A 21,571-nucleotide genomic window follows, 5' to 3' on the forward strand; every position below is an offset into this window, starting at 1 on the left:
TTGTCTATGTTACTCGTTGATTCCCATTGCCACCTCGATCGCCTCAGTTATGGCACCAAGCAGACGGACATGGCCGACGTGCTGGCCAAGGCGGCCCAACAGGACGTGGGATATTTTCTCTGCGTGAGCGTGACCCAGGCGCAATTCCCGACCATGCTGGCCGCCATCGCCCCCTATCCCCAGGTGTTTGCCTCCTGTGGTGTTCACCCGCTCAATCAGGATCCCGGTGTCGATGCACAGTTGCTGCTGACCCAGGCGGCTGACGACAGAGTTGTCGCCATCGGGGAAACCGGGCTCGACTACTTCTACTCACCGGAAAACAAGGACGTACAGCAAGTTTCCTTCCGGGAGCACATTCGGGTGGCCCGGGCCCTGAACAAGCCGCTCATCATCCATACCCGGGATGCCCAGGAAGACACACTGAGGATCATGCGGGAGGAGGGGGCTGAACAGGTGGGCGGTGTGCTGCACTGCTTCACCGAGTCCCTCGAGATGGCTGAGGCCGCGATGGCCATGGGGTTCTATATCTCCATCTCTGGGATAGCCACCTTCAAGAATGCCGCCGCCCTGCAGGACGTGGTCAAGGCCTTGCCGCTGGAACGCCTACTGGTCGAAACCGACTCGCCCTATCTGGCGCCGGTTCCCCACCGGGGGAGGGAGAACGAGCCCGCATTTGTGCGGGACGTGGCCCAGTTCATTGCCGATCTTCGCCAGATCCCGCTGGCCGAATTGGCAGAGGCCACCAGCCACAATTTCTTCACGCTGTTCAAATTGGCAAAGAAATAACCCCAGTCAGCCCCGCATGTCGGGGCTGATTATTTTAAATTCCCAGACTCAACGCTCCTAGTTAATATCAACTACTTGCCTTGTTATCTCTCACGGCGATATCCAGCTAATGCAATTTCCTAATTGACTTGCATATCGGTATCAAAGGATGCGACGAATAGAATGGGAGAGGGAAAGGAGACAGTAAATAAAGACCATAAATATCGATAATGAATATTATCGATACTTGATAACCTTGAAAGATCCTGTAAGATCCTACGCAACTTCACATAAAATCATCAACTTACGTGACCCATCCAACCCTCTCAAGTTCAGCAGCCCACTCATTGCAAAGTGTCTTCGACGCGCAGCTCAATAGCAGGGCGAGGCGGTTTTTACGCAGTGCCAAAGCAGGCTCTACCCTCAATGCCTACCAGGCTGACACCCGTATCTTTGTCTGTTGGTGCCAATTGCACGGGCTGGATCCCCTGCAGACCAGCCATCACGACATCATGAATTTTCTCGCGGATCAGGCCGACGGTATTCTGGCGGACTGGGTGTGGCTGGACAAAGAAGAGGGGAAGGGAGAGCTGCGCAACGGGGAACCGCGCAAACCGGCGACCCTGGTGAGACGGCTCGCCGGCATCCGTTATGCCTTCAAGCAGAAGGGCATCCACCCCATGCCGACCGAGCATGCCGAGATAAAGGAGATGATGCGTGGCATAGTGCGACTCGGGGACAACCGCAAGCGCAAGACGGGGGCCCTGACCCTGCAACCCCTGGCCAATGTGCTCGACGAGATAGACACCTCCAATCTGGCGGGACTGCGGGATCACACCCTGCTGCTGCTGATGTTCAGCGGTGCCCTGCGCCGCTCGGAAGCCGCCAGGATAGAGGTGGATGATCTGCAATTCGTGGGGCAGGGGATACGGCTTCGTCTCAAGCCGAGCAAGCATCAGCTCCACGAAACCGAAATCGCCCTGATCCCGGGCAAGCAATACTGTCCGGTGTCGGCGTTGCAGCGTTGGCTCACCCAGAGCAGGATCCGCGAGGGAGCCCTGTTTCGCAGGATGACCCGCTGGGGACAGCTCACAGCTGACCCGTTAGGGCCGCAGGGCATCAACCTGATGATCAAGCGGCGAACCGGCCAGGTCATCGAAGATCTGCATGTCAGCGGCCACAGTCTCAGGCGGGGATTCATCACCTCGGCGGTGACGGCGGGCAAGCCCATGAACAAGATCATCGAAGTGACCCGTCACAAGGACATGCGCACCCTGCAGGAGTACTTCGACGATGCGCACAAGTTCTCCGATCATGCTCTTGCGGGGCTGCTTTAAATAACCGCGTCAGTGACTTTTTTATGTTAAATGATATCCCATTGATCTGATGATATATTTATCCCCACACTTCGTTCCTGAGTTGAGAGGGGAGCATAACGCTATCCCCCCAGCTCAATACGAGAATGAGTGAGAGATAACAGTCTCCATTTTTCTATCCAGCAAGGTCATATGAGCCAAGAAATGAAGACGAGCGGGGCGCAAGACAACGCCGAGCGACAGCGTCAACATGTGAAGCGCAAGCAGGAAACCCACAGCCGGCTGCAATGCTGGATCAGCAATCGCCATGCCGAGCGGTTGCAGGAACTGGGTCTCCACCTGGAAGACAGTCAGGCCTCCCTCATCGAGCAGGCGATCGATCTGCTCTACCAGCATGAGCTGGTGCCGCAAGTGCGTTCGGAGAGATCGCCGGTGGAGACCCTGGAGTAGGGAAGAGAAAGGAGAAACAGGGATGCTTCGAAAAGGCATAGGGACAAAAAAAGCCAGGTACGAATTCCTTGTACCTGGCATAGGGGAATTGGCTCCTTGCAGAGCCGTGCGCTAACTGGTATGTGGATAGCCTTAAGCTTAGACAAGGCTAGAGGCATTTCAAGAACCGGCTAAATGTTCAACCAGAGTGTGGGTTTTTAAGACTCGAACAGGCGCCTTTTACCGGCGCCCGAGCTCACTCGTTGAACAGGTTGTTGTCCCGTACCAGTTCGCGGGGCAGGGCATTCTTGATGCGACTCCCCACCCATTTCCCCATGCCGAGCGGATGCCCCTGATAGCGGACGATGACCTCGCCGTTACCCGCCTCTTGCTCGGGCCAGACATCCCGCCCCATCATGAATTCCCGCGCATTGGCGACATCCAGATCGATACATCCCCGCGTGGCCAGCGCGCCATAGGCAAGCGCCCACTCATGGGTCAACCGATATCCCTTCTTGAAGGTTTCCGCCAGCTTGATGCCGATGCGATCGAAGCGCAGCTTGCCCTGTACCTGCTCGAAGGCATCGGGGAAGAGCCAGATCTCGTCATTGCGGCCAAACAGCTGACCACGGGGAGCGGCCCCGAAGCTCGCCTCGATCTCCCGCAGCATGGGAACGGCGTCTTTCTCCGGCAGGGGAGAGAAGGGGAATTTGCCGAGCTTGCCCGGCTTGAACATGGTGTTGGGTACGGAGTGGTGCTTGCGCAATCTGGCGACGAAAAAGCCTTCAGAATCGAAAATCTGGGGCCAAACGTGCAGGTATCCTTCTATCGTGCAAGCCTGCTCCGCTCCCGGGAAGAGGTCCGCCAGGGAGTCTAAACTCAGGGCATCGCCGAACTTGTCCAGCAGGGATTGGCACACGGCCTGGTTCTCCTGCTCACTCAGGGTACAGGTGGAGTAGACCAGGACACCGCCAGGCTTGAGTGCGTGGAAGGCACTCTCCAGCAACCCCTGCTGCACGGCCGCGATCTCCTCGATGCTCTCGAGGCTCCAGTTGCGCAGGGCATCTTCATCCTTGCGCACCGTCCCCTCGCCCGAGCAGGGGGCATCGAGCAAGATGGCGTCGAAGGTCTCCGGCAACCACTGACCAAAGACCTTGGCATCGAAGTGGGTCATCCCCACGTTAGTCACACCGCAGCGCTGGATATTCGCACTCAGTACCTTGAGCCTGCTGCTGGAAAACTCGTTGGCGATCAACATCCCCTGGTTCTCCATCAGGGCCGCGATCTGGGTGGTCTTGGAGCCGGGGGCGGCGGCGGCGTCCAGCAACATGCCATCCCGTTTTATCTGCTCGCAGGCAAAGAGCGCCGTCACCGGCAGCATGGAGCTCGCCTCCTGGATGTAGAAGAGGCCGCACAGGTGTTCGGCGGTGTTGCCAAGGGGGACGCTCTCGTCGCTGCGAGTCAGCCAGAAGCCGGTCTCGCACCAGGGAACGGGGTCCAGTTGCCAACCCAGGGGCGCCATGCGGACGACAAAATCGTGCACGGCGATCTTGAGGGTGTTGACCCGGATGCTGCGCCGCAGCGGGCGACGACAACTCGCCACGAACTCCTCCATGGAGAGATGGGACGGCATGATGGCCGCAATGTGGCGGAGGAAGTGATCGGGAAGGTAGGTGTTGTCGTGCACGTCGCAATCTCGCTGACCCAAAATGAGGGGCGACATCTTACCACAGTGCGAGCATTTCCTTCAGGCGCCTTTCGCTCGGCGATGAAAGGAGGGCCCATAAAAAAACCGGCACACGGCCGGTTTTTCATATGAGCAAGGGATCAGGGCTGGATGCGGGGGCTCCACTCCAGCCACTCCTTCTCCGCCTTGGGATGCAGCGGGTAACGGTGACCCGCCTTGACGGTGGCCCCCATCTCCCGCTCCGGGGTATTGAAGGCGATACCGCCGGCCAGCAGGCTCTGCACGGTTTCTACCTCTATGGTGCCACCGGTCAGGCCGATGTCGGCCTTGACGCCGGAGACGTTCCAGAAGCGGCTGTTGGCTCGCACCAGGTGGGCGTACTGCCCGTCGACGTTCACGTCGATCAGCACCTCGCTGCCATCGCGGGCCAGCACCACGCGGGTGACGCTGCCCACCACCATCTTTCTAAACAGCAGAGGACTGCCCACGCTGACGCCGTCGACGGCGGGGCTTTTGAGGGTCAGCGCCAGGCCGACGGGGCCGCTCTCGCTCAACGGGAATCGCTCCTTGCCCGCGCCCTGGCCCGGGGTAGCCTCCACGAAGGCGCCCTTGATCAGGGTGTCGAGGTGGGTGACGCCCCCCAGTCCCACCTTGGCCTGCACCAGGGTGTAGCGTGCGCCGGATTGCAGGAAGCGGGCGGCATACTGTTGCGCCAGCTCGGCCTTGAAACGCACTTGGCCGAGGGAGGGATCCAGCTCGATCTGCTCCACCTTGCCGATGTCGACTCCCCGATAGCGGATGGGGCTGCCGACCCCGAGCCCCGGGTTGTGATCGGCGGTCAGGGTGAGGGTTCGCACCTGGGTGCCGGCCTGCTCCTTGTTGTCAAAGAGCTGATGACTGCTGCGACCGGTGCCGAGGCTGTCGAACTCGATGGCACCGCGCAGCAGGGTGGCGAGGTTACCCATCTTGACCTGTACCCCGTCGAGCCGGATCTTGCCGTCGATGGCGGCCTTCTTCCAGAACTGAGGCTGCTGCTTGAGGAGGGGGGCATAGGTGGCGTCGATCTCCAGGGTGATCGCCACACCACCATCCTCGGCTTTCAGCCCTTTGACCTTGCCCGCTTCCAACCCCAGGTAGAACACGGGGGAGCCAATGCCGATGCCGTCAGCCTGCTCTGCGCGCAGTGTCCAGCGCGCCGGCCTGGCGTTGCGACTGCCGAGCAGGGCCAGCTCCTGGCTGGGGTAGAGGCGATCGATACGCTCACCCTGCTGTGCCTGTACCAACTTGATCCCGCCCGCCAGCCAGGCACTCGCCGGACTGGCCTCCACCTTGAGCCCGCTGAGATCGGCCTCGACCTGCAGGGGGGACGCACGGTAGAAGCGCGCCCGCTGCAGCAGGTGCTGATAACCTTCGTTCACCAGCAGGTCGACGCGGGCATTGCCCCCCGCATCCAGGGTCAGCGTCCCCAGCTGGCCTATCTGCAGCCCCTTGAACCAGAGCGGTGCGCCCTCGCTCAAGCCGGCGAGATCGTCCGCCTGCAGGGTCAGCCTGGTGCCGCCACGCTGTGCCTGCTCCGTCAGCGTCATGGTGTTGACCTGCTCACCTGCCACGTAGTCAAGGCGGATGGCGGGTCCGGCCAGCAGGCGATCCGCATGCTTGACGCCGGACGGGGAGAGGGAGACCGTCTCCCAGAGGAGGCGGCTCTTGCCGGTCATCCGAAATGCCTGTTCAGGGTTGATCAGCGCCGTCACGACCCGGCCCTGTTCGGTCAGGCGAATGGGGTCGACCCGGCCAATCTCGATCCCTTCATACAGGATGGGCATGCCCTCCTTGATGGGGAGTTCGCCCGCCTGGATGGTGATTCGCTCGCCCCGGGCCGCCTCGGCCAGCCCCTTGTAGAGGACAAAATTCACCCCCTTCTGGGCGATGGGGGAATCCTTGGGGGAGTCAAAGGCGATGCCGCCGCTCAGGATGGAGGTAAGGCTGCCGGCCTCCACGCTCACGCCCGCCAGGCTGAAGGAGCCCTTGATGCCGCTGATGTTCCAGAAGCGGCTATCCGTCTTGACGAGGTGTTCGAAGCGCGGCTCTATCACCAGATCCAGGATCACGTTCTGGTTCGCTTCCCCGAGGCGGGTATTGATGACACTCCCCACCTCCAGCCCGCGGAAGTAGATCTTGGCCCCGATACCGACCGACCCCAGCGAGTCGGCGGTCAGGTGCAGGGTCCGCCCCTGGGCCTGATAGCCGGGGGGAGGGCCGTCCAGGGCATCGAACTCGTCCTCCAGCGGGTTGTTCTCCCGGCCGGGCTGCACGTTGATGTAGTTGCCGGAAACCAGGGTATCCAGGCCGGAGATCTCGGTGAGCGACGCCTTGGGGCTCACCAGCCAGAAATCGGACCCCTTGCGAATGAGCGGGCGGGCGCGACTGTCGACCTTGGCCAGCACTGCTATCTTGCGACCATCCTCCGCTAGCCCCAGCTCCTGGACGACACCGATGGCCACCCCCTGATAGCGCAGCTGGGTCTTGCCCGGCAGGATGCCGTTGCCCTGGGCAAAGTTGATGCGGATCATCTGGCCGCTGCTTGCCCACTGCTGGTAGAGGAAGCCTCCCGCCAGCAAGAGGGCGATGAAGGGCAACAGCCAGACCGGGGATAACCAGCGATGTTTCTTAATGACGGGTTCAGCCCCGATCATACGGACTCCTTACATTGGCTGTGATCACAGCACATCCGACACAAAAGACATTAACGGGCCGCCTTGTCCCACAACAGGCGGGTATCGAGCATCCGGGCCGACATCATGGTGAGCACCACCACGCCGGCAAAAGCCGTCGCCCCGGGACCGGCACGCACGTTGAGCAGTACGCCGCGATCCACCAGGGCCACCATCAGCGAGATGACGAACAGGTCCAGCATGGACCAGCGCCCGATGAAATCGATGATGCGGTACATGATGAGCTGACGCTTGCGGCGTACCGGCTTGCTGCGCTGCAACTGCCAACAGATCCACCCAAGACCCACTATCTTGCCGATGGGGACTACGATGCTCGCGGTCAGCACTATGGTGGCGATGCCGGACATCTTGCTGCGATAGAGCGCCATGATACCGCTGAAGATGGTATCGGACTGCAATAATCCCTTGTTGTAGAAGTGGGTGATGGGCAAGAGATTGGCCGGCAACAGCATGAAGGTGGCCAGCGCCAGCAGTCCCCACGTCCAGGCGAGGGAATGGGGAATGCGCATCTGCAAGGGTGTCTGGCAACGTGGGCAGCTCATGGCGCTCTGGTAGCGCACCAGCAAGCCGCAGGTATGACAGCGACAGAGCCCCAGTTTACGTGCGCTGGTCAGGGTCATTGTCTGGCTCCGTGGCCTGTTGCAGCGGGATCCGAGCCCAGTAGGGGGCGGGATCGAAGAGGATGAGCAGCGTCATGTTGAGCAGCATCAGGCAACCCAGGCTGAGCAGGCCTCCCCCCAGACGCACGTCGGCGATATCGACCAGCTTGAACAGGGCGACCAGCAGGCTGACGATGTACACCTCCAGCATGGCCCAGTGGCGGAAGACCTCGACCGATTTCAGGGTCAAGGCCAGCAGGTGCCAGCGTTTGGCGAGCCCGGATGCCAGCGCAAACACACCGAGCAGCAACCCCGTCGGTGCCACCACGGCGCACCAGAGCACCAGGCTCGCCACCCAGACCTCGCTCTCTGAGAACAGCATCAGAATGCCCTTCACCAGGTTTGCCTCGGAATTGACCCCGGCCAGACGCAGGTAGATCAACGGCTCAAAAAACGCAGAGGGCAACAGCAGGAAGCCGGTGATGGTCAGCGCCATCAACTGGGAAGGGCGAAAGGCATAGCGCCCGTAGAGGTGCTGGTGACAGCGGGGACAATGGGCGTGACGCCGCAGCGGCAACAACTTGCGTTCGATCAGCAAGTCGCAGGCCGGGCAGACGATCACGGAATGCGGATCCGACATACAATTCAACCTGTTGAAGGAATTGATAAAATTTACCCTAAAATGCCCTTCCTGTCTTGCCGCACCGCACGCCGTACCCAAGAAAAGGGGCAGATCGCCCAGTGGAGTGGGGGAGCGGCAACCATCCTGATACCACGCCCCGACTCGCCACAGCGGGCTGACCTGAGGCCCCTCACAGGGTCACCGCGGCCTTCTCGCCGACGCGGCTTGCGATACTGTATATCCATACATATACTTGTATTCACTATCAAGAGGAGGACGCCGCGATGGCCGTTGAAATCAAATATGTTGTGGTACGTGGGGGAGTGGAGAAGATGACGTTTACCAGCAAGAAGGAGGCGGATGCCTATGACAAGCTGCTGGATACTGCCGACGAGCTGATGACGCTGCTGGCGGGTGCCCCCGTCGCGCTGGCACCGGAGCAGCAGGAGAGCCTGGCCTTCTACCTGGCAGAACAACGGGATCTGCTGCAAAACGTGCTGCGCGGGGGCAAGGGGCAGGGGAGTGTCCCCGGCACCAACAAAGACGAGAAGCTGGATGCCATCCCTGCAAAGGGAAAGTCCCTCAAGAGCGTGGCCTGATATCGACGCGGGCAGGGGAACCGCCTTCTTCTGCCGCGCGACATGCATAAAAGCAGCAAACAAAGTCACTTTCATCGGTATTTACCCCGAGAATTTTCCAACCACATTGCATATTCATTGAATATTTTCATGTGCAGCGTGTTCGTCGCCATACGATATGCCATATCGCATATTGTGACAGCCGCCCTCTGGACGACCTGTGAGCACTGATGCCGATAACCCCATTTATCGGCATCAGGATGGCGTGACACCCACTCAGTTCCATCTACTCGACAACACAAACATCATCATGACCCATCCTCAACTTCCACCCGCCATGCCGCTGTTCGACAGCGTGACCCATCTGGAAGCGGGCAATCCCCAGGTCAACCAGTATCTGGCCACCCTGAGTCTTGGCAATATCCCCGATGCAGGGCTCGTCTACGAGCTGGCCGTCGACTGGCTGCTGGAGCAGCGTCACAGCGAGAACAACTACAAGACCTACCGCAGCGAGCTCACCACCTTCTTGCATTGGTGCTTCTGCGAGGTGGCCATCAGCCCCAGGGATCTCACCAGGCGCATCATGATGCGCTATCTCGACTATTGCCAGGCGCCACCATCCGAGCTTATCGCCTATCGGAACGTGGCCCAGTTCGTGCTCGACAAGGAGTGGGGGGAGAGGCTACCCAACCCCCTGTGGCGTCCTTTCCTGGGCAAACGGGATCTGGGCCGGGAGTTGCCGTATCGCCTGAGCGAACAGGCGATGAAAACCAAGCTCGCCATCTTGTCAGCCTTCTTCCAGTTCCTTATTCAGGAGGAGTACATGGATCGCAACCCGGCACTCCTGCTGCAGCGGGTGAAGCGGCCACTCAACCAGGATGCCGGCGACGAGGCGCAATCTTTCACCGAGTTGCAGTGGTCCTATGTGATGCAGGCCACCGAACAGCTGGCAGCCGAGGACCCGGCTCAGCACGAGCGCAGCCGCTTTCTCATCTGCCTGATGTACGCCTGTTATCTGCGTATTTCGGAGGTAGCCGCGAGACCGGGGTTCAGCCCGGTCATGAGCCAGTTTCGCCGTGATGGCAAGACGGGCGTCTGGGGCTATGACATCCCGCGCAGCAAGGGTGGCAAACGCCGTACCGTGGCCGTCTCCCAGGCGCTGCTCGAAGCCTTGGCTCGCTATCGTACCTTTCTTAGGCTCTCGCCGATGCCGGCACCCGGCGAGCAGACTCCGCTCTTCGTGCGCCACAAGGCCGCGGCCCATGGCCGCGAACAAGGCGAGCTCAATGCCAATCTCGGCATCCGTCAGCTGAGGGACTTGGTCATGGCGGTGTTCGAGCAAGCAGCCACGCTCGCCGAGCAAGACGGCTTTGCTCAGGATGCGGCCGAGATGCGCAACCTGACCCCGCATTCCATTCGCCACACCGGCATCACCCATGACATCAACCTGCATGGCCGACCGCTGTCCCACGTGCAAGCCGATGCGGGTCACGACAGCATCGACACCACCTCCAAGTATCTGCACACAGGCAGCAGCGAACGCCACGAGAGCGCCAGCAGAAAACCGCTAGACCGCTTGCTCGACTAAGCCTGTACACGTGAGAGATAACCAGTGACCAACAGCAGATTCATGCTCATGGGGGTCGTAAAGGTGATATTTGCCTGGATACACAGCTGATACGCCTAAAACACAACACTGCGCATAATGTATATTATGTTAAATGAAGTATCTTGGTATTCTGTCACCCTCAACCGAACTGTGTATAATAGTGGCAAATGATCCTATCCCCGACCGGATGTCTTAAGTGGCTGAATTAACATCAGAACAATTAAAACCCGCTTTCACGATTGAGCAGTTCCCTGCGCTCGGCGAACTCGAACCCATTCCTTTTGCTGCGCTGCAACCCAGAGCCATTTCGGGCATCAAGCGGTTGGCCAGTTTTGATGGCGACTGCCCGGTCATGATCCTCAACGGCTTCCCCGGTGCGGATTATGAAAATGTCTGCCAGACCCTGATTGCCTCATCCAACGGCAAGGATGGCGACCTGTTCGACCTCTGCTACACCGAGAACCTCAACAACCCGTTCAAGCCCATCTGGCTGCGGCTGCAACCGGGCTCCGGTTTCGAATTCTGCGAAATGGTCGGTGAGCTGCTCAAGCTGATGAGTCATCACCTGGATGCCGAGCGCCTGGTCACCCGGATCATTCGCAAACAGAACAATGACCCCAAGATTGTGGACTTTCTCTCCGATCTGGCGGCCCATGTGGCCCAGGGGCTCGAGTTCCAGCACCCCGTGCTCATCAACCTGCTGATCCACCATGAGGATCAGCAAGCCCCTGTCATCTATGGCCGCGATTTGAACTGGGACACCCTGTTTGGCTCCATCAACTACCAGACGGAACAAGGCTCCGTCTATGCCAACCAGCATCTGCTGGAACCGGGCCTGCTGCGCGAGGCCAACGGTGGCTACCTCATCCTGCAGCTCGACGAGTTGCTAGATCAGCCCCACCTCTGGTTCAAGCTCAAGAATGCCATGCAAAAAGGCGAGCTGGACTGGAATGCCTATCAGGAAGGCAAGACTCTCACCCCCTTCTTCACCCCGGAAGCAACGCCGATACGGTTCAAGCTGATCCTGGTGGGTGATCGACTGGATGTTGCCGAATTCCAGATGTTGGACAGAGACATGGCGGAGCGCATCTTCCTGCGAGCCGATCTGGTCTCCGAGGTGAACATAGAAGAGGACTTACCCGCGTTTCTGCAATATCTGGCCTGGTTGCGCGAGCGCTGGGAGTTGCTGGATTTCACGCCAGGAGCCCTCCTCGCCCTTTGTCGCCACGCCAGCCGCCTGTGTGACCACCAGGAGTGGCTCTCCCTCTCCGAGGTGCAGCTCAGCGCCATCATGCGCATGTCCGACAGTCTGGCCCGCGAGCTGGAGGCAGACTGCGTGACCGAGGAGCACATCATGCTCGCACTTGAGGAGCAGGATTACCGCCTCAACTATCTGGTGGAGCAATCTGATCAGGGTGTCATCGATGGCCAGATCCTGCTGCAGACCGATGGTGAGGAAGTGGGCCAGATCAACGGCCTCTCCGTCATCCAGGTGGCCGGCCATCCCTACGACTTCGGTGAACCCGTCCGCCTGACCGCCACCGTCCACCTGGGGGATGGCGACGTGGCAGATATCGAGCGCAAGGCCGAGCTCGCCGGCCACATCCACGCCAAGGCGATGATGATCATCCACGGCTACCTCTCCAACAAATTCGGTGCCGAGAACCCCTCGCCGCTGTCGGCCAACCTGGTGTTCGAGCAGTCCTACCACGAGATCGACGGCGACAGCGCCTCTCTGACCGGCCTATGTGCCCTGCTCTCCGCCCTCGCCCGCCAGCCCATCTACCAGCACTTCGCCGTCACTGGCGCGGTGGATCAGTTCGGCAATGTGCAGGCCGTTGGCGGTGTGAACGAGAAGATTGAAGGCTTCTTCCGGGTGTGCAAGATCCACGGTCTCAACGGCAAGCAAGGCATATTGTTGCCTGGCACCAATGCCCAACAGCTCAACCTCTCCGACGAGGTGATCGCCGCCGTCGAGGCTGGCCAGTTCCATATCCACCCGGTGGATCACGTGGAAGAGGCCATCGAGCTGCTGACCGGTTGCGTCGCCGGCGAGCCCGACATGCCGGATACCCTGTTTGGCCGGATCCAGGATCGGCTGGACGAACTCAACGGCACGACAGCCAGGAGCGGCGTGCTGCGCCGCTTGCTTGATCGGCTTCTCGGTCATTAATAAAGTGATCGGAGTTGTTTGGCGAACAACTGTAAGCTAAATTGGCCCGGCTTTGACCCATATGAAGGATAAACAGCGTGACCCTAGACAACGACACCACTGCTCCCCGCCTCTCCCTGTGCGAACAGGGCAAAGAGTCCTTTACCCGTGAAGAGCTGCTCGCCTGCAGCCGTGGGGAACTGTTTGGTGAGGGTAACAGCCAGCTGCCCGCCCCCAACATGCTGATGATGGATCGCATCGTCAAGATCAATGACCACGGTGGCGAGCATGGCAAGGGCGAGATCCTGGCCGAACTCGACATCACTCCGGATCTCTGGTTCTTCGATTGCCATTTCCCTGGCGATCCCGTCATGCCGGGCTGTCTGGGTCTGGATGCCATGTGGCAGCTGGTCGGTTTCTTCCTGGGCTGGAAAGGCGGTCCGGGCAAAGGACGCGCACTGGGGGTTGGCGAGGTCAAGTTCACCGGCCAGATCCTGCCGACGGCCAAGAAGGTCACCTACAAGATCACCTTCAAGCGTGTCATCAACCGCAAGCTGGTCATGGGCATCGCCGATGGCGTGGTAGAAGTGGATGGCCGTCCCATCTACAGTGCCACGGATCTGAAAGTGGGTCTGTTCAAGGACACCACCGCATTCTGATGACTCTGGCTCGTTGCCAGAGGGATAACGTAAAGGGGCCGTCATGGCCCCTTTCCTTTTTGCAATGAGTGATGAAGCAGGTTACTTCATGAAGAGGCCTGAGCCTCGCCCTTCCATGGCGTCGCGCCAACCACCAAGCCAGTGCCCTCTGGCATCCAGGCATTGATACGGACACGCTTCTTTCTGTTTGCCGACTACGCCAGCCTGATAACCACGAGCGCGAGCTCTCTCCAGACGGTCCCGTTTCTGTCTCTTCATCATCTACGACCCTCTTCGTGGAACAAAAAAAGCGACCAGTTTTTCACCGGTCGCTTTCATCTTTACCCCAGGGGGGAGGCAGGGTCAAACAAAAAATTCCATGCTATTCAGGCGTTGTGACACAAGATACTGAACCGCATTAATTTTTCATGACACGTATTTTTATCGCTGGTGGCGGCGCAGCCAGGCGAAGGGCAACGCCAGCAGCGTCAGCCAGAACAGGCTGCCACCGCCACCACCGTCACCATCCTGACCGGTCTGGTTGTTGATCGGGGCATTGCTGACCACATAGCTGGCCGGTGTATTGCCCTGGTAGTCCGCGACAGCGGGCTTCAGCTTGACGGCCACCACGGTGGCATTGCTGCGGTTGTTCAGTTCGCTCTCGCTGTTGTAGCGATAGGCAGTTGCCGCAATAGTACCATCGCTGCTGATGCCGCTGGCGTAGGCGATGTGGTAGTAGTAGCCATTCTGGGCGCACTGCTTGTTACCAGCATCATCCGTACCACAGATCAAATCGTTGAGGTACCAGCTGTTGGCCGGGGCAGCAGCGTTGAGCAGGAAGGCCTCCTGCATGCGGTTGGTGCCATTGACCACGGGCTGGGTCTGATGACGGGAATCGCGCCAGCCAACCACCATGTTGTGATCGTTGATGGCCGCCGCCTCGGAGCCGGAGCCGGAGAGCGGATTGTCCTGCAGGGGCACCACGGCCGAGGTAGTCGGGGTGTTCAGGTTGAAGAGGAACATCTCCACCGGGCGGTTCTGGCCCTTGTTGAGGCGATAGCGCTGGTTGCCGATGACATAGCCATTGTCGTTGACGGCCACCGCCCAGCTGTGTTGCAGCTTGGCGTCGTCCTTGCCTGGCTCCCCTTCTGGCAGCGGAATGATCTTGGTAGCCCCTACGGTGCCGGCACTCAGATCCAGAGTCCAGTAGCTGGCAATGTTGCGGCCATCCAGATCCCCAGACCCTACTTCGCCGCTAGAGCTGTAACCCACGCCATACAGGGTGCCGTTGTACTCGGCAGCGCCGAGCGCGGAAGCCGTCTGCAACACCTCATCACGCTGATGGGCATAGTCGCCGGCCTGGATCAGCGTGTTAAGTGCGCCAGAACTATTAAGCAACCAGAAGCTGGCCTGGGTATCGACCCCGGGGCAGTAACGGGAATCACCGTACTCGCTGTCGTTCCCCTCGAAGCACCACTTGTAGAAGTCGCCCCCGACCTTGTGGCGATACTTGTCGCTTGCGGCGGCCCCGGTCACCAGATACTGACCGTTGTCGAGCTTCTTGATGGCGGTCGGAATGCTCAGGCTATGGGTGCTGGCCGCATCTTTCAGATCGACCGCATTGCCGTCATTGACGATGGCAAAGGCGGTGCGCAGCTTGCCATCCATCTTGTAACCCACCCGATCTGCCGTTGTCTCACCCAGCGCGGTGACTAGGCCGTCGGCCTCGGAGCCCACCACATAGCCGACGTTGCTGCGCTGGTCGACATTATCGAGGAAATCACGGCGCCATTGGTAGGCAAAACCGGCATTATCATCCCAGAAGGAGTCGCAGACGGAGCTTGAGAGGAAACAGCCCTGCTCGAAGCGGAACCGATCGACCAGGAAGTCGGCAAAATGCACGGTCGAGAAGTACTCGGCCTGCTGGTTCTTGGTATTGATCCCTATGAGGCCGCTGCCATCGGCGCTGATCACGCTGGCATAGCCTTTGACTTCGTCGTCAACGATGGTGAAAAAGGAGCTCTGTGCCGCCTGCGCATTGAGGCTGGCGCCGACCAGGATGGCCAGCATGGATAATTGCTTTTTCATCTACTTCCTTAGTCTTGATGTTTCAACGCTTCCAACTCCTCCCAACGGGAGAAGGCGTGTTCCAATGCGGCCTCTGCCGCATTCAATGCATCCAGTTTGGACTGGGTCTGCTCCGCCGGCAGGGAGAAGAAACCGGGATGGTTGATCTCCCCCTGCAAGGCATCGAGTTCCGCTTCCAGCTGCTCCAGCCGTGCTGGCAGATTATCCAGTTCCAGTTGCAACTTGTAAGAGAGTTTTCGTGTTTTTTTCGCCGGCTCCGCCGCCTGCACGACAGGCTCTGCCACCTTGGCCGGTGCCGCCTTGGCTGCCAGCAAGGAAGCCTGCTGGGCGCGGGTGGCCATCATGTCGGCATAGCCCCCGACATAATCGCTGATCCGCCCATCCCCTTCAAACAGCCAGCAACCGGTCACGGTATTGTCGATGAAACGGCGATCGTGGCTGACCAGCAGCAGGGTGCCCGGATAATCGGTCAGCAGCTCCTCCAGCAGTTCCAGCGTTTCGACATCCAGGTCGTTGGTTGGTTCATCCAGAATCAACAAGTTACTGGGTTTGAGGAAGAGTTTGGCCAAGAGTAGACGGTTTTTCTCGCCCCCTGACAAGGCCTTGACCGGGGTACGCGCCCGCTTGGGCTCGAACAGGAAGTCCTGCAGGTAGCCGAGGATGTGTCGGGAGCGACCGCGCACCATCACCTCTTGCTTGCCCTCCCCCACGTTGTCCACCACCGTCTTCTCGGGATCGAGCTGCTCGCGGTACTGATCGAAGTAGGCCACCTCCAGGTTGGTGCCCTGACGCACCGACCCGCGGCTCGCCTCGAGCTGACCCAGCAGCAGCTTGATCAGGGTCGACTTGCCGCACCCGTTCGGGCCGACCAGAGCAATCTTGTCCCCGCGCAGCACCTGCAAGTCCAGCCCCTGGAACAGGGTGCGATCCCCGAAGTCCAGGCCCAGCCCCTCGGTCTCGAACACCAGCTTGCCGGAGCGGCTTGCCTCGTCCAGCTGCAGCTTGGCCTTGCCCTGCAGCTCCCGACGCTGGGTACGCTCCATGCGCATCGCCTTGAGGGCGCGCACCCGCCCTTCGTTGCGGGTACGGCGTGCCTTGATCCCCTGGCGCACCCACACCTCTTCCTGGGCCAGCTTGCGGTCGAACTCGGCGTTTTTCAGCTCCTCGACCCGCAGCCACTCCTCCTTGCCTTGCAGGTACTCGTCGTAGTTACCGGGCCAGGAGGTGATCACGCCGCGATCGAGATCGATGATCCTGGTCGCCAGCTTGTGGATGAACTCCCGGTCGTGGGAAATGAAGACGATGGCGCCACGGAAATCCTTCAGGAACTCTTCCAGCCAGTTGATGGCGTCGATGTCCAGGTGGTTGGTCGGCTCGTCCAGCAGCAGCAGATCCGGGTCGCACGCCAGGGCGCGGGCCAGGGCCACCTTGCGCAGCCAGCCGCCGGAAAGGCTGTCGAGGGTCACGTCGGGGTCGAGATCGAGCAAGGTCAACACCTGGTTGATGCGGGTCTCGTACTGCCAGCCATTCTGGTAGTCGAGCTGCTCCTGCAACTGGCTCATAGTGCGGATGTTGGCATCGGAGGGGTCGGTCGCCAGCGCCATGGAGACGTGGTGATACTGCTTGAGCAGCTCCCCCACCCCGGCCAGGCCTTCGGCGGCATAGTCGAACACGGTGAGTTCGCTCGAGGCAGGGGGATCCTGCTCGAGACGGGTCACTTTCAAGTCCTGCTGCAGCACCAGACGGCCATCATCCAGCGGCAGTTCGCCGGCGATCACCTTCATCAGGGTGGACTTGCCCGCCCCGTTGCGCCCCACCAGACAGAGGCGCTCGCCCCGCTCTATGGTGAGTTCGGCCTGGTCGAGCAGCGGGAAGTCACTGAACGACAGGGAGGCGCCGTGCAATGTCAAAAGAGCCATGTTTGTTCCTTGTTGCTTATGAAAAAACGGGCGGCAGACTGGATCTCCCCCCGTTTCATCGTCAAATCGGTATCACCCCTGGCCGCGCAGCCAGGTCCTGAGCTCAGCCAGGGTAAAGGGCCAGCCCAGCTCACGCCCGGCGTCATCGCAGAGCACCGGGATCCGCACCCGGTAGGCCTCGAGCCAGGCATCATCCTCCAGGATGTCGCAGCGGCGGGTCTCCCCGGCCAGCCCGGCCTGTTCCACCAGAGTCCAGGCCTGCTCGCACAGGTGGCAGCCGTCGGTGTGAAACAGGGTCAGCATCAGCCTTGCGCCTCGGCGTGGGTGATGATCCAGCAGTTGTGGATGTGCTGATTGCGCTCGAAATCCTTCGGCCGGGTCTTGCCGGTGATGTTCTGTGCCTTGAGGCCGATGGCCTCTAGACCGGCCAGATCCATCTTGAAGTGGCGCTTGTTGTTGGAGAACACCAGGGTGCCACCAGCAGCCAGCAAGCGCTTGAGGTGCTGCATCAGCAGCAGGTGATCCCGCTGCACGTCGAAGCTCTCGTCCATCCGCTTGGAGTTGGAGAAGGTGGGCGGATCGATGAAGATGAGGTCGTACTGCTCGTCCGCCTCGGAGAGCCACTTCAGGCAGTCGGCCTGCACGAACTTGTGCTCGCGGCCCACCAGCGAGTTCAAACGCATGTTGTCCTGCGCCCAGGTCAGGTAGGTGCGCGACATGTCCACCGTGGTGGTCTCGCTGGCACCGCCGAGCCCCGCGTGCACGGTGGCACTGCCGGTGTAGGCGAAGAGGTTCAGGAAGCGCTTGCCACGGGCCATCTCCCCCAGCATGCGACGGGTCTGACGGTGGTCGAGGAACAGACCAGTATCCAGATAGTCGTAGAGGTTGACCCACAGACGGGCGCCGTACTCCTGCACTTCCATCCGGTGCTGCTCTTCGGAGAGCTTCTGATACTGCTGCTTGCCTTCCTGACGCTCGCGCACCTTCAGGATCACCTTCTCGCCGTCCATGCCGGTCACCTTGATGGCGGCCTGGACCATGTCGAGCAGGCGCTGACGGGTCTTCTGGGCGGGGATATCCTTGGGCGCCGCGTACTCCTGCACCACCAGATAGTCCTGATAGCGGTCGATGGCGGCGTTGTATTCCGGCAGATCCGCGTCATAGAGACGGTAGCAGTCGAGGTTCTCTTTCTTCGCCCACTTCTCGAGGGCCTTCAGATTCTTGCGCAGCCGGTTGGCAAAATCCTGGGCCACCTCTTTCTGGGAGGCGACAGAGTCCAGCGCGATCTGGTAGTTGCGCAGCTGGCATTCCAGTGCCCCGTTGAACAGACGATACTGCTTGTCGGCGCGCAGGCGCAGGCAGCTCAAGAGCTCCGGCGAGGCGGAGAGGATGGTGACCTTCCACCCCTGGAAGCTGCGACGCAGAGCATCGCCAAGGGCCTGGTGCACCTCCAGCAACGCCGGGAACTCACCGAGACGTTCACCATAGGGCGGGTTGGAGATGAGCATGCCGACCTGACGGGCCTCCCCTTCCGCCGCCATGGGCAGCGGGTTTTCCAGGGCGGTCGCATCGGCCTGCTTGAAGGTGATGAGGTGAGCCACGCCGGCGGCTTTGGCGTTGTCACGGGCTTTGAGCAGCACGCGGGCGTCGGCATCACAGCCGAACAGCTTCACCTCACAGCGCTGCATGCCGCGTTTGGCACGCACTTGCGCCTCCATCATCAGGCTCTGCCACAGTCCGCTGTCATGTTGCAGCCAGCGATCGAAACCGAAGCGCTCCCGGCGCAGGGCCGGCGCCATGTCGGCTGCAATGAAGGCCGCTTCAATCAGCAGGGTACCGGAACCGCACATGGGGTCCATCATGGGCTCGCCTGCCCAGCCGCTACGGGCGATCATGGCCGCGGCCAGGTTCTCTTTGAGCGGTGCCTCACCGGTGCCCTGGCGGTAGAAACGCTGGTGCAGCGCAGGGCCGGACAGGTCCAGGGTGATGTTGGCCTTGCCCTTGCCCAGATGCGCCATGATGCGAATGTCCGGGGATTTCTTGTCCACGTCCGGGCGCACATGTCCGCGTTTGGTGAAGCGATCGACGATGGCATCCTTGATCTTGAGCGCCCCGTACTGGGTATTGCGAATGGCCGCGTTGGTACCGGTAAAGTCCACGGCGATGGTGGCGGTGCCGGAGAAGTGCTCCTCCCAGGGAATGGTGTGGGCCCCCAGATAGAGGTCCAGATCGTCGTTCATCTGGAATTCGGAGAGCACCAGCACGATGCGGGAGGCAAAACGGCTCCACAGACAGGCCTTGTAGCCGACGGCGAGCTCGCCCTTGAAGTGGACGCCAGCCACGGTCTCACGGACTTGCTCAGCGCCCAGGTTGGTCAGCTCGACGGCCAGCAGGTTTTCCAGCCCCTTGGGGCAGGTTGCAAAAAATTCTTTCATCACGCTCACGGGGATGCCATAAAAATAGTGCCGCATTATACCTTATCGGCCCGCACTCGGCACCCGAACCTTGGGCATCACACGAATATTCACGGGAAGGACACGGCAAACTCTCCCTTCCCCCTTGCGGGCGGCAGGATCCGGCAAGAGGATCCCTCCCCTGACTGGCATCTGTCTACCATGGCATTCGTAAAGAATTTGAAAATCTTGCCCGGGTCGGACAGAAAACGGTCATGACGACCTGACGAAGAAGAAAGGAGAAATAATTGAATAAGACAGCGGCGCAGCGCCCAAATATCAGACCTATATAACGGGACTATTCATCGTCATATAACGAGCCCGTCGTCAGCCAACTTCCCGATATTGTGTCTGTGCCCGCACTCTGGCTTGCATCCGGTTATTCATCACCTTGATCACGGCGAACCGTGGCAGGATCTTGCTGGTGGTCAGCACCAGTTCATCGGTCAGGTTCAGGCAGACGCTGGCCTGATCCCCGGCTTCGATGATCATGAATTCTCCCCGACCATGGGGCGTATCCATCCACACCAAGGATCCCATTTCCGGCATAAAGTGGGTCGACTGCTCATGAAAGAACCAGCTCTGCGGCATCAGGGGTTTATAAAAGCGGCTGACGGCGATGGCATTAAGCACCAGCTGCACCTGATGGGGCGTACTCCAGTCGAGTTCGGATGCCTTGTCCATCAGCTGATAATAGAGGGCCGCATCATCCACGCAAAAAGGCTGGGTGGTGAAGGAACAGGGAACAAGCTGCCGACCTTTATATTCGGTGGCAAATATCATGCGATCGGATAAATCCAGCATCAGACGATCATCCTGAGCGTCATAATGCCACTGCCAATTGTCATTGGGTTGGATACACATGGAGATGCCCTTATCTAAGCGGTTACTCGACTTTATTCCATGTCGAGAAATTGAGCAACTTTAAATAAGGGCAGTCGATTACTTTTTAAATATGGGTAACGATCTCTTTCACCAGACTCGGGCCCTTATAAATAAAGCCACTGTAAATCTGGACAAGGCTGGCACCCGCCGCCAGTTTCTCCCGGGCGGCCATGGCGCTGTCGATACCGCCCACACCGATGATGGGCAGCGCGCCATCGAGTGCCTTGGCCAGCTGGCGGATCACCTCGGTGCTCTTGTGCTGCAGAGGACGACCGCTCAGGCCACCCGCTTCCCCGGCATGGGGCATGTCGTAAATCATGTCGCGCTCGAGGGTGGTATTGGTGGCGATGACCCCATCGATACCATTCTTGACCAGGGATGTCGCGACCTGGTTAATTTCCTCCAGGGAGAGATCCGGGGCAATTTTAACGGCGAGCGGCACATACTTCTTATATTTTGCTGCCAGCTCCTGTTGGCGCTGCTTCAGTGCGGCCAGCAATTCGTCCAGTGCGTCGCCGTATTGCAATTGACGCAGCCCAGGGGTGTTGGGTGAGGAAATATTGACGGCAATATAACCGGCGTGCTCATACACCTTGTCCATGCAGATCAGATAATCGTCCTTGCCCTGTTCGATGGGGGTATCCTTGTTCTTGCCGATATTGATGCCGATGACCCCCTGATATTTGGCCTCCTTGACCCTGGCCACCAGATGATCGACCCCCTTATTGTTGAACCCCATCCGGTTGATGATCCCCTCGGCCGGAATAACCCGGAACAGCCGCGGCTTGTCATTGCCACTCTGGGGCTTGGGGGTCACGGTACCGACTTCAATAAAGCCAAACCCCATGGCCCCGAAGGCATCGATACACTCCCCGTCTTTATCCAATCCTGCGGCCAGCCCCACCGGATTGGCAAAATTAAGCCCCATGACGGTGACGGGGCGTTTTGGCAGGGTGTTGCGGAAGAAACAATCAAGCGGGGTACCGAGAAGGCGGGGCAAATATTTGATGGAGAGATCGTGAGCCTGTTCCGGATTGAGTTTGAACAGGAAATGCCTGGCGAGTGGGTACAGCATGCTTGCTCCTTAAAAAAAGCCCCG

The 21,571-nt window shown here is 59.8% G+C and carries 18 protein-coding genes; 7 read left to right on the forward strand and 11 right to left on the reverse strand.

Going from position 1 to position 21,571, the window contains the following annotated elements; all coding sequences use genetic code 11:
- The first annotated feature begins 6 nt into the window (after positions 1 to 6).
- From J9885_RS08250 to J9885_RS08260, 3 genes are all read left to right on the forward strand, one after another.
- Entirely contained in the window at positions 7 to 786 is a 780-nt protein-coding gene (locus J9885_RS08250) for a YchF/TatD family DNA exonuclease (protein WP_134694359.1), read from the forward strand.
- A gap of 326 nt (positions 787 to 1,112) precedes the next feature.
- Positions 1,113 to 2,102, forward strand: a complete 990-nt coding sequence (locus J9885_RS08255; RefSeq protein ID WP_210548753.1) for a site-specific integrase — start codon at positions 1,113 to 1,115, stop codon at positions 2,100 to 2,102.
- 171 nt (positions 2,103 to 2,273) lie between these two features.
- Entirely contained in the window at positions 2,274 to 2,531 is a 258-nt protein-coding gene (locus J9885_RS08260) for a RepB family protein (protein WP_210548755.1), read from the forward strand.
- 235 nt (positions 2,532 to 2,766) lie between these two features.
- Here J9885_RS08260 and rsmF read toward each other — a convergent pair whose 3' ends face one another.
- The 4 genes from rsmF to J9885_RS08280 form a co-directional block, all read right to left on the reverse strand.
- Positions 2,767 to 4,197, reverse strand: a complete 1,431-nt coding sequence (gene rsmF / locus J9885_RS08265; protein WP_210548960.1) for a 16S rRNA (cytosine(1407)-C(5))-methyltransferase RsmF — start codon at positions 4,195 to 4,197, stop codon at positions 2,767 to 2,769.
- A 140-nt stretch (positions 4,198 to 4,337) separates the two neighbouring features.
- Positions 4,338 to 6,890 carry an MlaD family protein gene (locus tag J9885_RS08270; protein WP_210548757.1) on the reverse strand — a complete coding sequence of 851 codons (2,553 nt, stop codon included), beginning with the start codon at positions 6,888 to 6,890 and terminating at the stop codon, positions 4,338 to 4,340.
- A 50-nt stretch (positions 6,891 to 6,940) separates the two neighbouring features.
- Complete coding sequence (locus J9885_RS08275; protein WP_043760474.1) at positions 6,941 to 7,549, reverse strand: paraquat-inducible protein A; 609 nt, start codon at positions 7,547 to 7,549, stop codon at positions 6,941 to 6,943.
- Complete coding sequence (locus J9885_RS08280; RefSeq protein WP_210548758.1) at positions 7,527 to 8,168, reverse strand: paraquat-inducible protein A; 642 nt, start codon at positions 8,166 to 8,168, stop codon at positions 7,527 to 7,529. Before J9885_RS08280 ends, J9885_RS08275 begins: the two co-directional genes overlap by 23 nt.
- A gap of 266 nt (positions 8,169 to 8,434) precedes the next feature.
- On the opposite strand from J9885_RS08280, the gene J9885_RS08285 reads away from it, so the two are divergent.
- The 4 genes from J9885_RS08285 to fabA all read left to right on the forward strand — a co-directional run bounded on the left by J9885_RS08285 (position 8,435) and on the right by fabA (position 13,148).
- Complete coding sequence (locus J9885_RS08285; RefSeq protein WP_134694369.1) at positions 8,435 to 8,749, forward strand: YebG family protein; 315 nt, start codon at positions 8,435 to 8,437, stop codon at positions 8,747 to 8,749.
- Between the two features lie 289 nt (positions 8,750 to 9,038).
- On the forward strand, positions 9,039 to 10,316 hold the full coding sequence (locus tag J9885_RS08290) for a site-specific integrase (RefSeq protein WP_210548760.1): 1,278 nt from the start codon (positions 9,039 to 9,041) through the stop codon (positions 10,314 to 10,316).
- A 217-nt stretch (positions 10,317 to 10,533) separates the two neighbouring features.
- Entirely contained in the window at positions 10,534 to 12,510 is a 1,977-nt protein-coding gene (locus J9885_RS08295; RefSeq protein WP_210548762.1) for a Lon protease family protein, read from the forward strand.
- Positions 12,511 to 12,587: 77 nt separating this feature from the next.
- On the forward strand, positions 12,588 to 13,148 hold the full coding sequence (fabA, locus tag J9885_RS08300) for a 3-hydroxyacyl-[acyl-carrier-protein] dehydratase FabA (RefSeq protein ID WP_043760464.1): 561 nt from the start codon (positions 12,588 to 12,590) through the stop codon (positions 13,146 to 13,148).
- Positions 13,149 to 13,229: 81 nt separating this feature from the next.
- Here the strand turns inward: fabA and rmf are convergent, their stop codons facing one another.
- From rmf to pyrD, 7 genes are all read right to left on the reverse strand, one after another.
- Positions 13,230 to 13,406 (reverse strand): ribosome modulation factor, encoded by a 177-nt coding sequence (rmf, locus tag J9885_RS08305; protein ID WP_010674759.1) that lies wholly within the window; start codon positions 13,404 to 13,406, stop codon positions 13,230 to 13,232.
- A 162-nt stretch (positions 13,407 to 13,568) separates the two neighbouring features.
- Positions 13,569 to 15,215 carry a DUF3466 family protein gene (locus tag J9885_RS08310; RefSeq protein WP_210548763.1) on the reverse strand — a complete coding sequence of 549 codons (1,647 nt, stop codon included), beginning with the start codon at positions 15,213 to 15,215 and terminating at the stop codon, positions 13,569 to 13,571.
- 8 nt (positions 15,216 to 15,223) lie between these two features.
- The gene (locus J9885_RS08315; protein ID WP_210548764.1) at positions 15,224 to 17,134 is read right to left on the reverse strand and encodes an ABC transporter ATP-binding protein; all 1,911 of its coding nucleotides are present in this window, start codon (positions 17,132 to 17,134) and stop codon (positions 15,224 to 15,226) included.
- 72 nt (positions 17,135 to 17,206) lie between these two features.
- Positions 17,207 to 17,437 (reverse strand): glutaredoxin family protein, encoded by a 231-nt coding sequence (locus J9885_RS08320; RefSeq protein ID WP_210548766.1) that lies wholly within the window; start codon positions 17,435 to 17,437, stop codon positions 17,207 to 17,209.
- Entirely contained in the window at positions 17,437 to 19,605 is a 2,169-nt protein-coding gene (rlmKL, locus tag J9885_RS08325) for a bifunctional 23S rRNA (guanine(2069)-N(7))-methyltransferase RlmK/23S rRNA (guanine(2445)-N(2))-methyltransferase RlmL (protein WP_210548768.1), read from the reverse strand. Before rlmKL ends, J9885_RS08320 begins: the two co-directional genes overlap by 1 nt.
- A gap of 309 nt (positions 19,606 to 19,914) precedes the next feature.
- Positions 19,915 to 20,451, reverse strand: a complete 537-nt coding sequence (locus J9885_RS08330) for a cell division protein ZapC (protein ID WP_210548770.1) — start codon at positions 20,449 to 20,451, stop codon at positions 19,915 to 19,917.
- Positions 20,452 to 20,536: 85 nt separating this feature from the next.
- Entirely contained in the window at positions 20,537 to 21,547 is a 1,011-nt protein-coding gene (gene pyrD / locus J9885_RS08335) for a quinone-dependent dihydroorotate dehydrogenase (RefSeq protein WP_210548772.1), read from the reverse strand.
- Between the last annotated feature and the right edge of the window lie 24 nt (positions 21,548 to 21,571).

Origin of the sequence: Aeromonas sp. SrichE-2G (assembly GCF_017939565.1) — a bacterium.
GTDB classification, from domain to species: domain Bacteria; phylum Pseudomonadota; class Gammaproteobacteria; order Enterobacterales; family Aeromonadaceae; genus Aeromonas; species Aeromonas taiwanensis.

What these genes read in the sequence shown, in the direction of transcription:
- J9885_RS08310 (WP_210548763.1), bottom strand. Translation starts at nt 15,215, where the DNA reads ATGAAAAAGCAATTATCCATGCTGGCCATCCTGGTCGGCGCCAGCCTC.
- pyrD (WP_210548772.1), bottom strand. Translation starts at nt 21,547, where the DNA reads ATGCTGTACCCACTCGCCAGGCATTTCCTGTTCAAACTCAATCCGGAA.
- J9885_RS08270 (WP_210548757.1), bottom strand. Translation starts at nt 6,890, where the DNA reads ATGATCGGGGCTGAACCCGTCATTAAGAAACATCGCTGGTTATCCCCG.
- rmf (WP_010674759.1), bottom strand. Translation starts at nt 13,406, where the DNA reads ATGAAGAGACAGAAACGGGACCGTCTGGAGAGAGCTCGCGCTCGTGGT.
- J9885_RS08290 (WP_210548760.1), top strand. Translation starts at nt 9,039, where the DNA reads ATGACCCATCCTCAACTTCCACCCGCCATGCCGCTGTTCGACAGCGTG.
- J9885_RS08285 (WP_134694369.1), top strand. Translation starts at nt 8,435, where the DNA reads ATGGCCGTTGAAATCAAATATGTTGTGGTACGTGGGGGAGTGGAGAAG.
- J9885_RS08315 (WP_210548764.1), bottom strand. Translation starts at nt 17,134, where the DNA reads ATGGCTCTTTTGACATTGCACGGCGCCTCCCTGTCGTTCAGTGACTTC.
- J9885_RS08250 (WP_134694359.1), top strand. Translation starts at nt 7, where the DNA reads ATGTTACTCGTTGATTCCCATTGCCACCTCGATCGCCTCAGTTATGGC.
- J9885_RS08280 (WP_210548758.1), bottom strand. Translation starts at nt 8,168, where the DNA reads ATGTCGGATCCGCATTCCGTGATCGTCTGCCCGGCCTGCGACTTGCTG.
- J9885_RS08320 (WP_210548766.1), bottom strand. Translation starts at nt 17,437, where the DNA reads ATGCTGACCCTGTTTCACACCGACGGCTGCCACCTGTGCGAGCAGGCC.
- J9885_RS08260 (WP_210548755.1), top strand. Translation starts at nt 2,274, where the DNA reads ATGAGCCAAGAAATGAAGACGAGCGGGGCGCAAGACAACGCCGAGCGA.
- rlmKL (WP_210548768.1), bottom strand. Translation starts at nt 19,605, where the DNA reads ATGCGGCACTATTTTTATGGCATCCCCGTGAGCGTGATGAAAGAATTT.
- J9885_RS08275 (WP_043760474.1), bottom strand. Translation starts at nt 7,549, where the DNA reads ATGACCCTGACCAGCGCACGTAAACTGGGGCTCTGTCGCTGTCATACC.
- J9885_RS08330 (WP_210548770.1), bottom strand. Translation starts at nt 20,451, where the DNA reads ATGTGTATCCAACCCAATGACAATTGGCAGTGGCATTATGACGCTCAG.